The organism is Candidatus Protochlamydia naegleriophila, from assembly GCF_001499655.1.
GTDB lineage: Bacteria > Chlamydiota > Chlamydiia > Chlamydiales > Parachlamydiaceae > Protochlamydia > Protochlamydia naegleriophila.
On the sequence record NZ_LN879502.1, the window covers coordinates 1,082,612 to 1,094,947 of the forward strand.

Genomic DNA, 12,336 nt, shown 5'->3' on the forward strand with positions numbered 1-12,336 from the left:
AGTTCTAACTATTTAAAGGTCTTCCCACAAATAAGGATAGAAATGAATACATGCGTTTCACGTCAATTTTTTTCTGTAGACCGAGCAGCTGTCAATAAAAAAATTGGGAGCACAAACGCTCATTGAGTGTTTCCGACGGATGTTATTGATTCGCAATTTTGAGTTGCGTGCCGAGTCTGCCTATCAGCAAGGAAAGATTGGTGGCTTTTTTCATGCCTATATAGGGCAAGAAGCGATTCAAACGGCGGCCGTTCAAGCTTTGGGGCCAAACAATTGGTATGCAACTTCTTATCGTTGTCACGCATTGGCTTTGCTTCTTGGTGCGACGCCTGATGAATTAATGGCAGAGTTGTACGGTCGTGCAACAGGAAATGCGATGGGGCGCGGCGGATCTATGCACTTTTTTACTGAGCGTCTGCTTGGGGGATTTGGTATTGTGACGGGCCAAGTGCCCATTTCGACGGGGGCGGGCTTTACCCTTAAATATAAGGGTATAAAAGATCAAGTCTCGATTTGCTTTATGGGAGACGGGGCTGTTCCCCAAGGATCTTTCCATGAATCTTTAAACTTGGCATCGCTTTGGAACCTTCCTTGCATTTACGTTGTCGAGAATAACCAATGGGGAATGGGAACAGCTGTTCAACGTGCAGTCTGCGTCGATCGCCTAGCTGAAGATAAAGCTCCAGGATATAACATGAAAGGTTACACTTTTGATGGAATGGACTTTTTCAATTGCTATGCCGGGTTTGAGCATGTTTTTAAAGAGGTTTTAGAGACGCAGCGCCCGGTCCTAATTGAAGTGGTAACAGAGCGTTTTAAAGGTCATTCAATTTCCGATCCAGGTCTTTATAGGTCAAAAGAAAACCTTAAGCAAATCATGACTAAAGATCCTATTTTAGCCATGCAAGCCGTGCTAACCGAGCAAGGGATTTTGACCGAAGAACAGATTAAAGAGATGGATAAAGAATTGCGCGAAAAGGTGATTGCGTCCATGCAATTTGCAGATAATAGTCCATGGCCGGATCTTCAAACTCTGGAAGAAGATGTTTTTGCCCCATAAGCCCATCCAAAGTCAATCCATAGGAGCATTTCAATAATGGATAATGGAAAACAAGTCGTAGAAATGAGAGAAGCGCTTCGTCAAGCGATCGATGAAGAAATGGAGCGGGACTCTGCTGTTTTTGTCATGGGTGAAGAGGTTGGCGAATATAATGGCGCCTACAAAGTGACAAAAGGAATGTTGGATAAATGGGGCCCGACTCGTATTGTTGATACGCCTATTTCAGAGCTTGGCTTTGCAGGCTTATGCGTAGGAGCCGCCATGACAGGCTTAAGGCCTATTGTCGAATTTATGAGTTTTAATTTTTCCTTTGTTGCTGCTGATCAGATGATATCGAATGCAATAAAAATGCATTATATGTCAGGCAATCGCTTTTCTGTTCCGATGGTTTTTAGAGGGCCAAACGGTGCAGCGGCTCAGGTATCCAGTCAGCATTCCCACTGCGTAGAGGCTATTTACGGTAACTTGCCGGGCTGGCACATTGTGGCTCCGAGCAACTCTTACGATGCAAAGGGATTATTGAAGTCGGCGATTCGCGACAACAATCCAGTTCTCTTTTTGGAGTCGGAGCTGTTGTATGGGGATAAAATGGAGATTCCGACACAAGAATATCTCGTTCCTATCGGTAAGGCGCAAGTCGTCATTCCAGGGCAAGATGTTACCGTAATTACTCACAGCCGTATGGTCAATGTTTGTAAAGAAGCTGCCAAAGAATTGGCGAAAAAAGGGATACGCGTTGAGCTCATCGATCTTCGGACAATAAAGCCGTTAGACATTGCGACCATTGCAACATCTGTCCGCAAAACAAGTCGTTGCGTTATTGTAGAAGAAGGACACGTTTTTGCAGGAATTGCTGCTGAAGTAGGCTTTCAAATCATGGAGCACTGTTTTGGCTATCTAGATGCTCCTTTGGAAAGGGTTTGCCAGCGAGAGACACCGATGCCTTACTCTAAAGTTTTAGAAAAAGAGACGATTCCCAATGTGGAGAGGGTCTTAGCTGCAATCTATAAAACACTGCAATAAAAATTAGGAGACGAGTTGCTATGCCTTTCACATTGACCATGCCAAAGCTTTCACCTACGATGGAAGAGGGAACGCTTGTTAAGTGGCATAAGAAAGTTGGAGACTCGGTTCAGGCAGGTGATCTGTTGATCGAAGTTGCAACAGATAAAGCGACTGTCGAATACAATGCTCTCGATGAGGGATGGGTGAGGCAAATTCTCGTTCAAGAAGGTGAGGATGCGGTTGTCAATCAATCCATTGCTGTTTTAACATCAGATCCCAATGAAAGCTTAGAGGGATATCAGCCTCAGGATGTCGCTAAGTTACAAGAAGAGAAAAAAGATGTCGAAGAAGTGCCTCAAGCTGCCAAAGCGCAAGATGAAGAGCCAAAGCGCAAGGGAGCTGTTCTTCAACAGCCTAGCTTTACTCCTGAGCCAGCTTTAGAAAACTATGTATTTCAGTTTCCAACAGAGAGGCTTGAAAAGCGCCTTTTAGCATCTCCTTTGGCAAAAAAGTTGGCTAAAGAAAAAGGGTTAGACTTATCAACAGTCAAAGGGAGTGGTCCGAACAAGCGTATCATGAGCCGCGATCTTGAAAAAGCCCAGCCGGCCAATACGGTGGCATTTGGTCACAGGGAAAACCCTTCCTTGCCTCCAGGCACTTACGAAGAGTTGCCTCTTACGCCCATGCGTAAAGTTATTGGGCAGCGCTTGCAAGAATCTAAATCTTTTATTCCTCATTTTTATGTTTCTCTGCAAATTGATGCTGAACCACTCGTGGCTGTAAGAGAGCAGTTGAAGAATGGTCAAATTAAAGTTTCGGTCAATGATTTGGTTGTAAGGGCCTCAGCCCTGGCATTGCGCCAACATCCTGCTATCAATTGCGGGTTTAATTCAGTCAATCAATCGATCATTCAATTTAAGACTATCGACATTGCCATCGCGGTCAGTTTGGAATCGGGACTCATTACACCGATTGTTAGGCATGCTGATTTTAAGAACCTGGGAGAAATATCTACCGAGGTCCGCTCGTTGGCGCAGAAAGCCCGCGACGGGAAACTCGATCCTCAAGAATATAAGGGAGGGTCTTTTACCATTTCAAATCTCGGCATGTTTGGTGTATCTGAGTTTCAAGCTATTTTGAACCCGCCTCAAGCGGCTATTTTGGCTGTGAGTGGAATTCAAGATGTTCCCGTTGTCCGCAATGGTTCAGTCGTGCCGGGTAAAATCATGACTCTAACCTTGTCGGTTGACCATCGCGTCATCGACGGCGTAGCTTCCGCTAAATTTTTGCAGGCTCTAAAGCAGCTTTTGGAGAATCCAGCCCTGCTTTTAGTTTAATTCGTGCTGGCTAAGAGGGTGTTTACCAAACATGATCTGGCTGCTTTGCTGCTATAAATTGTCTAAAAGTTGCAAAAAATTTCGCAACTTTTAGACAATTTAGCACACAAATAAACTCGGATTTTTAAATACTCTCTAAGTTACCCTAGAGCTGAAATTTACAATCAGTCGCTCTAACGAGCTCTTCTTGGTTTTTTAATTCGGTTATCCATCGTTCCTCGCCAGGCTCTTCACTATGGGCTTTAAAATCAGTCGGCCTCCCAGCCTCTCACACATGCATTTACTTTATAAACGCTAACAAAAAGAGCTGTGGTCTTGGATAGGAAGGATCAGATTCGATAGATGGCTAAGTCCATTATTTGCTCTGATTTCGCTAACTCTCCCACAGTAAACTAGTTTATGCAACTATACGTGTCATTCAATTAGCATACAATTAAAGTAATTGAAATTTTTGCTGTCGTTTGCTTAAATTTATACCGAAATCGGAAGAATAACGTCACAAATTCAGTTTTAATCTGAGTTATTAGTAAAACTTAGAATGAAAATTAACTAGAGTTTTTAAAACTGAATGTATGACGTTATTTTTCCGGCTTAAAGTTATTTTTATCAACTAAGAGTTTTAGACATGTCGGACTTTACTTTGGCTAGCCATGAAAGAGGTTATCAACTTTCTTTTTATGAGTTTTGTACTTTTCCTTTTACGGCGCCTTATGCAGGAAGGCATCAAGAGCTTTCTCTGACTTGCAAGGAAAGTTATCGCTATGGTCATAAGATTATTGCTTTCGTAGAAAAGCTTCCACTTTTAGGTGTTTTTGTCTCTTTGATAGAAAGGATTGTCGCTTTAAGCATACAGGTCTTTAGCTGTCTATTTAAGGACTCTAGTGTGAATCCACGATCTGAAGTAGATTTTCCCGCTAAACTGGATGTTCGTGAGATGCCGGCCCCGATCGTTCAGCAAAGGGAGCCTATAGCCCTTATAGAGGGAGATGAGCAAGTAAAGGCCTCGGAAGATCCACTTGCTGAAGTCGTTCCAGTTAACTTATCGGAAGTGCGCATGTTAAAGAATTTGAAAAAGGCCTTTAACGAGCATCGGAAAAAAGATCCTGCCCAAGTGGCTGCCATGCCAAGGCTTGATTTATCAGGTTCTGTGAGAAGGAAATTGTCTTTTAACGTGCAGGATGCTGTTTTAAAAGGTCGGCGCAGCTCAATGGAAGACTCCCATTTTCATAGACAGCTTTCGAATGGCTATGTGCTAGGGATCTGTGATGGGCATGGCGATGGAGGAAGGATTGCAGAGTACATCTCCTTGCGCTGTCAACAGCTATTTTCAGAGAAATGGGCAGAGCATTCAAATAATCGGATCGAGGCTTTCTCTACTTTATTGGCTCAGATTCATCAAGAAGTGCTCGAAAAGCAAATTGCTGAATCAGGGGGGAGTACGGCTGTTATTTGTTTTATTGAAAAGCAAACAAATCGCTGTTATGTGGCCACTCTTGGAGATTCAGAGGCTAAGTTGTTTAGGAAAGTGGGCGGGGACATTTCTATCTTTCCATTATCTTGTGTACGCGACTGGTCTTCTGAGAAAGACGCTAAGCGGGCATCGAGTGCCTTGGATAAGCCTGGCATTGCCGATAATTGGCCAAAGGCATTGAATTCTAAATATCTTAGATTCCCTGATCCCTTTTATGGCGTCAATGTAAGTCGTTCCATTGGAGATCAAGAATTTAATACGCTAAATGGTCATCCAGCTGTTATTCAGAAGCCCAAAGTGACACTGTTTGAATTAGAAAAAAACGATCTGCTCGTCTTGGCCTGCGATGGAGTTTGGGACTATGTGCAAAATAAAGAGTTGGTCGATCAGGTCATTGCTCCTTGTTGGCTGAGCGATGAAACAGATATAGCCCAAGAAATTGCCCATTTTGCATTGGACGCCAAGTGTAGCGAAGATAACATTTCAGTTATTGCTTTACGGGTGATTTAAAAATAGTTGTTTGACAACAGCTGCTTATAAAAACCTGATTCTCTTCCCTTTTTGCCTATACAAAAGGAAGACGAACATGTTAAAATTCAGCACTTAAAATGAGGCTATGATGCGTTATCCTGAGCATTTGTTGAAGTTGATTCACATGTTAAAGAAATTTCCAGGCGTTGGCAATAAGAGTGCCGAACGTTTTGCTTTTCATTTACTGACATGGCCAGCCGAGCAATTGGGGGAACTGAGCGATATTGTTAAGAGCACTAAAGATAAGTTAAAACAGTGTTCCTCTTGCGGGTGCTTAGTCGATGAGGAGAGCTGCTACTTTTGCGATTTCAATAAAAGGGATGCTCAGGTCATTTGTGTCACAGCTTTTCCTCGCGATGTCTTTTCGATTGAAGAAACGCACGAATATCGCGGTTTATATCACGTTCTAGGAGGGGTGCTGTCTCCTTTAGACAATCGAGGTCCAGAGCATCTATCGATCGCCAAGCTTAAGCAGCGCATCCGCGCGTTAAATATTAAAGAGGTTGTTATCGCTTTAGATTCCACTTTAGAGGGCGATGCTACATCACTTTTTTTGAAGCAGGAGCTGGCCTCTTATGGGATTCAAATATCTCGCCTAGCATTCGGCATTCCAATGGGAAGTTCTTTAGATTATGTCGATGGAGGCACGCTTGCGCGGGCTTTAGCGGGCCGTAACCAGTTTTAACTGCGGAAATGTGTGGGTTACTAAGTATATGGCTATTAACCTAAGCTTTGAGTTTAACATGCTTGGGTCCGTAATTTGCTCTTTGATCGGCGATAGCCTCAAGCCTGAGGCTTTAGGGCGGTAGAAAATCCAATTTTTGAAGTCACTTCCGCATATCTCAACTCATTAATCGACTTCTAGTTGCAAAATAGCTGTTGATCACCTATGATCACTTACCTTTTCCACGTGTACTAATAGATGCAATAAGGAATTCCTTTTGCCAACGCCGAGGCTTGTTATGTTGAAGAAAATTATTTTTGCTTTCCATTGTTTGTGCCTACTTTTTCTTCATTCTGTATATGGACAAATTCTACAGTTTGAAAATCAAACAATTGACACCGTTGACATCATTGTCCATACAAGGACAGGAACCGTAGTAGACAATCAGGCTATTTTGACTCGTTTGCGTACGCAGCCCGGCGGGTTCTTTTCTCAGGCAGACTTTGATGAAGATCTAAAAACGCTTGCACAAGACTATGATCGCGTTGATCCGGCAGTAAAGACCGACGATGACCGCGTTTCGATCATTTTGCATGTTTGGCCTAAGCCAACTATTCACTCGATTCGTTGGCATGGAAATCATCGTGTATCGACTAACCGCCTTCAAAGAGAACTTGGAATTGGTTGTTTTGCAACTTTTGAGCGTCAAGCGTTCAATCAGGCTTTTCATAAGCTTAAAGCCTACTACATTCGTAAAGGCTTCTTTGAGGCACATTTAGATTACCATGTTGATTTGGATTGTGAAACGAATGAAGTAGACATCACGATTGAGATTGTAGAAGGAAGATCGGGGAAAATTCAAAAAATCATCTTTGAGAACTTCTGTGAGAATGAAGAGCATGACATTCTTGGGCAGATGATCACAAAGAAGTACAATATTTTTATGAGTTGGTTCACTCAAGAAGGAACTTACAATGAAGATGCGATTCAGCAAGACCGCTTGATTATTACCAACTACTTGCAAAACGAAGGTTATGCAGACGCATCTGTTGATATCACTGTTACAGAGTCTTGCGAGGCTGACCGCATTATTGTTACTATCACTGCAGACAAAGGAGAGCGCTATTATTTTGGCCAACTTTCTTTTGAAGGCAACCAGGTCATTTGCGATGAAGAAATTGATCGTCTATTTGGTGTCCGCCCAGGAGAGCCTTTTTCCATTGAAGAGATTAGAGAGACTTTAGACACCTTAACGGATGCTTATGGTCGTTTGGGATATGTAGATGCTGTCGTTGACTTTGAACCTGAATTGGATGAGTGCGACTATCGCTACAATGTTCATTTCAAAATCGAAGAAGGAGAGCAGTTTCACGTTGGCTTGGTTCGCGTTTTTGGCAATATTTCTACGAAGACGTCTGTTATTTTGCATGAAACGTTAATGATTCCAGGCGAGGTATTCAACACCTTGAAGCTTAAAGCCACAGAGCAACGTTTAATCAACATCGGTTACTTCAAGCATGTCAATGTTTACATTGTAAAGGGAACTGAATCTTGCTTGGGAGGTAATTATCGCGATGTGTATATCGAGGTTGAAGAAACGAGCACAGGGCAATTCAGCGCATTTATGGGATACAGTAGTGTTGAGGAGCTTTTTGGAGGGATTAACATCACCGAAAGAAACTTCAATCACGAAGGCTTTTACTACCTGTGGCGCGATGGTTTACGTGCCTTAAGAGGTGGTGGTGAGTATGCTCAATTTACAACGCAGATCGGGCAAAAGAGCCGCAACTACACCTTCTCGTGGACAAAGCCCTATTTCATGGATACAAAGTGGACGATAGGCTTTGACTTATCTAAATCTTGTACGCGCTATATTTCGAAAGACTATGATTTGGATACCATTTCTTTAGTCTTGCGTGCTCAGTATAACATTAATCAATTTGTTCGCTTTGGTGTGCAGTATCGTTTAAAGAATGGCGCGGTTCACTTGCATCACGGTGGTGGATCGATTTCTCAATTGGAAGACGATTCTCATATCCATGGTTTGATTTCAGCCGTTGGTACATCGTTAAACTATGATTCGACTAACCATCCTCTTAAACCAAGTTGCGGATTTAGATCGAAATTGTTATTAGAGTATGCAGGCCTCGGCGGCGACCATACGTTTTTTAGCATTGGCTATTTTAACTCCTACTATTATCCAGTAGGAAGCCGCATGGTCTTGAAATACAGAGCTGATTTCCGCTTTATTCAGCCTATTGGAGACACACATTATGATGACCTTCCTTTGGATGAAAGAATTTTCTTGGGAGGTGACTTTGCTGTCCGCGGCTTCCGTCCTTATCGTTTAGGGCCTCAATATGACCACACGCATGTTCCTCGTGGGGGACTTTCGATGCAGCTTTACTCGGTTGAGTTGTCTCGCCGCATTGTGGCTGACGTCGAAGTCTTTGGATTCTTGGATGCGGGGCACCTGTCTGAAGATACCTGGGAGTTTGGAAGATTAAGCGTCGCCGTGGGTTACGGAACGCGCTTTAAGTTAATTGATAGTATTCCACCAATTACACTTGGTATGGGTTATCCATTGAATGCGACTAATCGTAGTGAAGTTAAAAAATTCTTTCTTTCTTTAGGTGGAAATTTTTAAGATATGAGATTTCGATTTACTTACCAATAAGGAGAACATTATGAAAAATTTACGTCATTTGCTCTTAGCAGTTGCTGCGTGTGCTTGTGCTTTAACAGCACCCGCATTTGCTCAACAGGCAAGCTATAGTTCTGCTGCTGGACAATCGCTCAAAATTGGGGTTGTCAATGCAAAGAGATGTTTGGATGAGTCAAAACTCGGCAAGCAAGAGCAGGCTAATTTTGAAAAAATGAAGAAGCAGATGGAGTCTATCCTCCAAGATAAAGAGCATGATTTAGAAGAGATCGAAGCCAAGCTAAATGATGAAGACTACATGGATAGTATCTCTGAAGAAGCTGCGCTTGAGCTCAAACGCAAAAAGCGTAATTTGAGAAATGAAGGGTTGCAGCTCCAAAATCAATACATTCAGACTCTGCAGCAAACAAATCTTAAAATCGTTCAGAAGTTGACAGACACGATTGCGAAAGCATCAAATCAAGTGGCTCAAGATTCTTCTAGCGGACAAACAATCGATGTGATCTTTAGCGATGAAGCATGCACTTATTTTGCTCCTCAGTTGGATATCACAGACCGAGTTGTTGCTAAGATGAATGCTATTTTTGATGTCGAATCAAAAGATTCAGCAAAGAGATAATCTTTAAAAGAGATTTGCACTTAGCCTGGTTTTGAGTTCGCTCAAGACTAGATCTCTAGAAATGTCACTAGAAGCCGTCTCAAAACTGTAATTAGATTTGAAGACGGCTTCTTAGCACCCGATAAAAATTTAAATATTAGCCCCTTAGCTAACCATCGTTTAATGAGCGATGCTGCAACATAAAATTTAAAGCTGGTTTTATGAGAGAAGAAAAAAGTTTTAATCTGCAAGAGCTTGCGACTATAACGAATTGCAAATTGGTCGGCAATCCTACTCATCTCATTCGCAATGTCGCCGATTTGGAAAATGCCTCGTCTGAAGATGCTTCCTTTTTGGCGAATCCACGCTATTTGCAAGCCATGAAGGATTCAAAAGCTGGAGTCATCTTCATCGATTCTCAAGCGCCGCTTGTGGATGGTAAAAATTACCTGGTATCGGAACAGCCATCTCGAGCCTTTCAACAACTTGTAGATACACTATTTCCACAACGCGTTCATCCAAGTGGATTCACAGGCATTCACCCGACTGCTGTGATTCACGATACGGCTCAAATTGCTGATGGGGTTACAATTGGTCCTCAAGCCGTGATTGATGAAGGCGTTGTAATTGGGGCGCATACTTTTATCGGAGCTGGTTCGTATATCGGAGCCTGCACTCAAATTGGACAGAACTGCCTCATTCATCCGCGCGTTGTTGTTAGGGAAGATTGTTGGATAGGTAACCGTGTCATCTTGCAGCCAGGATGCGTCATCGGTTCGTGTGGCTTTGGTTACTTGACTGATAAACAAGGAAGGCATGTCAAACTCAATCAAGTTGGCAATGTTCGCATTGAAGATGATGTTGAAATTGGTGCCAATGCGACGATTGACCGTGCCCGCTTTAAAAGCACAGTTATTGGACAGGGCAGTAAAATTGACAACCTGGTCCAAATAGGACATGGTGTCAGCATCGGTCCATACAATATCATCGTTGCGCAAAGCGGCATTGCAGGCTCAACGACCACAGGTAAATACGTGGTTTTGGCCGGTCAAGTGGCTGTAGCTGGCCATATTCATTTAGCTGATGGTGTGACTGTTGCTGGAAAAAGTGGTATCACAAAGTCTTTACCTGCAGGTAAGTATGGAGGGATCCCAGCTGTTCCTATTGCTGATTATAACCGCAATCAAGTTTTTTTGAGAAAAATTGAAACCTTCGTTAACCAGCTCAAAGGGGTCGAGGCTCGCTTGCAAAAGCTCGAAGAAGTAATCTGAGCTTCGAGTCATCCGCTTGCAGCCTCTCAAGGTTGTTTGAAATTGCTCCTTGACAGTGGTTCATTTACTGTCGTCTTTGAAGCAATTTCCCCATCTTAAAAACTGCCAATGCTTCAAACCTGTTGTTTCAAGCATAGGAGTGTGATGTCATCAGAATAGGGTGCGCCTGACGTGAATTGATACAAGTCGTGCAAAATATGGTCGACTAATGTCGTCAAAGAGTCAGGCTTCCAGGTCTTTAGAGAGTTGATAAATCTTTCCTCAGTGTACAGTTCCTGTTGAGGATTCATGGCTTCAGTAATACCGTCGGTATAAAGGATCAAGCAATCATCTTTTTTGAGCTGAAATTCATGCTGAAGATAAATTGCATCTTCAGACACTCCAAGAGGGATGCCCTCATTGCGAGCGAGTCCGAATAGGGCGCCATCCGCCTGCAATAAAACAGGAGGGTTATGGCCTGCATTCGCACATTCGACCCGGCCTGTTTGAATGTTTAAGATGCCATAAAATGCAGTGACAAACATGCAGGCATCGTTGTCTATGCAAAGGATGCGGTTGGCTTCTTTTAAACAATTCTTCGGTGAAGAGGCTTTTTGAGCAACCGTGCGAATGATGGCTCGGCTCATTGCCATGAATAGCGCTGCAGGAATTCCTTTTCCAGATACGTCGGCAATGAGAAATCCAAGATGGTTGTGGTCGATTTGGAAAAAGTCGAAAAAATCTCCGCCAACGTGCTTTGCGGGAATCATTGTTCCCAAAATATCAAAAGTTTGAGAGCTTGGAATGGGTTTAAAGTGGTGTGGTATGATAGATTGCTGAATGTTGTAAGCAATTGCCAGCTCTTTTTCTAGATCCGAAAGCATTGCCTGTGCTTCCATAGCTTTCTTTAGAGTCAAACACTGTTCAATGGCATTAAAAATAGTGATTTCCAAATCTTTAAAATCGATGGGCTTCGTAATAAAATCGCAAGCACCCCGGTTCATGGCTTTGCGGATGTTAGACATGTCACCGTAAGCTGAAATAATGACTGCTTTGAAGATGCGTTTGAGCTCTGGGAGGTGGGAAAGGAGGACCAAACCATCCATTTCTGGCATGTTAATGTCTGTCAAGATGACGCTGATTTCCTTGTCTTGATGTAAGGCCTTTAAGGCTTCTGTGCCATTGGAGGCAAAAATGAATTCGAGCTCTTTAGTCTTGAGCTGCTTAGCAAATTTTTGCCTGATTAACAGTTCGACGTCGGGTTCATCGTCAACAACGAGAATTTTAGCCATCGCTTTCATCCATTTTTTTTAACTGATTGAGCATGAAATCTAAGATTAATTCTTTTAAATAGGAGAAATCAATGGGTTTACTGATAATTTCCGATGCTCCAAGCTCCAGGGCTGTTTTACTGTTTTCGTGATCCCCATAAGCTGTAATCATAAAAACTGTGATCTCCGGGTAAGCATTTTTTAAAAGCTTAAGCAGTTCTAGCCCATTCATACCAGGCATACTGATATCGGATAAGATCAAAACTAATTGGGGATCAATGGGTTGATGTAAAAAGATCAAGGCCTCTTCTGCAGAGCGTGCATAGTGGAACTCTAAAGATTTTTTCTTGATCTCGGACCGAAATTGCTGCTCAAACAAAAGATAGATATCTTCTTCATCATCGATGACCAAAACTCTAAGTATTGCTTTTTCCACTATAAACCTTTGGTTGCAACATTTACTGGTATAGCGAGGCTTACGTATAAT

10 protein-coding genes are annotated in these 12,336 nt (G+C 42.7%); 8 read left to right on the top strand and 2 right to left on the bottom strand.

All coding sequences use genetic code 11. The annotated features are described in order from the left end of the window. Nucleotides 1-145 precede the first annotated feature (145 nt). From pdhA to lpxD, 8 genes are all read left to right on the top strand, one after another. Nucleotides 146-1,060: a pyruvate dehydrogenase (acetyl-transferring) E1 component subunit alpha gene (pdhA, locus tag PNK_RS04420; protein WP_231909296.1), complete on the top strand. Its 915-nt coding sequence runs from the start codon at nucleotides 146-148 to the stop codon at nucleotides 1,058-1,060. A gap of 36 nt (nucleotides 1,061-1,096) precedes the next feature. Beyond that, entirely contained in the window at nucleotides 1,097-2,083 is a 987-nt protein-coding gene (locus PNK_RS04425; RefSeq protein WP_032125387.1) for a pyruvate dehydrogenase complex E1 component subunit beta, read from the top strand. Between the two features lie 20 nt (nucleotides 2,084-2,103). Then, nucleotides 2,104-3,402, top strand: coding sequence for a pyruvate dehydrogenase complex dihydrolipoamide acetyltransferase (locus PNK_RS04430; RefSeq protein WP_059060549.1), 1,299 nt, complete (start codon nucleotides 2,104-2,106; stop codon nucleotides 3,400-3,402). Between the two features lie 625 nt (nucleotides 3,403-4,027). After that, nucleotides 4,028-5,383, top strand: coding sequence for a PP2C family serine/threonine-protein phosphatase (locus tag PNK_RS04435; protein WP_059060551.1), 1,356 nt, complete (start codon nucleotides 4,028-4,030; stop codon nucleotides 5,381-5,383). 106 nt (nucleotides 5,384-5,489) lie between these two features. After that, nucleotides 5,490-6,089 (top strand): recombination mediator RecR, encoded by a 600-nt coding sequence (gene recR / locus PNK_RS04440; RefSeq protein WP_032125390.1) that lies wholly within the window; start codon nucleotides 5,490-5,492, stop codon nucleotides 6,087-6,089. 277 nt (nucleotides 6,090-6,366) lie between these two features. Beyond that, nucleotides 6,367-8,715, top strand: coding sequence for an outer membrane protein assembly factor BamA (gene bamA / locus PNK_RS04445; protein ID WP_079992808.1), 2,349 nt, complete (start codon nucleotides 6,367-6,369; stop codon nucleotides 8,713-8,715). 40 nt (nucleotides 8,716-8,755) lie between these two features. After that, nucleotides 8,756-9,349, top strand: coding sequence for an OmpH/Skp family outer membrane protein (locus PNK_RS04450; protein ID WP_032125391.1), 594 nt, complete (start codon nucleotides 8,756-8,758; stop codon nucleotides 9,347-9,349). 200 nt (nucleotides 9,350-9,549) lie between these two features. Then, nucleotides 9,550-10,599 (top strand): UDP-3-O-(3-hydroxymyristoyl)glucosamine N-acyltransferase, encoded by a 1,050-nt coding sequence (lpxD, locus tag PNK_RS04455; RefSeq protein WP_059060553.1) that lies wholly within the window; start codon nucleotides 9,550-9,552, stop codon nucleotides 10,597-10,599. A gap of 113 nt (nucleotides 10,600-10,712) precedes the next feature. Here the strand turns inward: lpxD and PNK_RS04460 are convergent, their stop codons facing one another. Next, nucleotides 10,713-11,870, bottom strand: a complete 1,158-nt coding sequence (locus PNK_RS04460) for a PP2C family protein-serine/threonine phosphatase (protein WP_059060554.1) — start codon at nucleotides 11,868-11,870, stop codon at nucleotides 10,713-10,715. Next, nucleotides 11,863-12,285, bottom strand: a complete 423-nt coding sequence (locus tag PNK_RS04465) for a response regulator (RefSeq protein ID WP_197560229.1) — start codon at nucleotides 12,283-12,285, stop codon at nucleotides 11,863-11,865. Before PNK_RS04465 ends, PNK_RS04460 begins: the two co-directional genes overlap by 8 nt. Nucleotides 12,286-12,336: the final 51 nt, after the last annotated feature.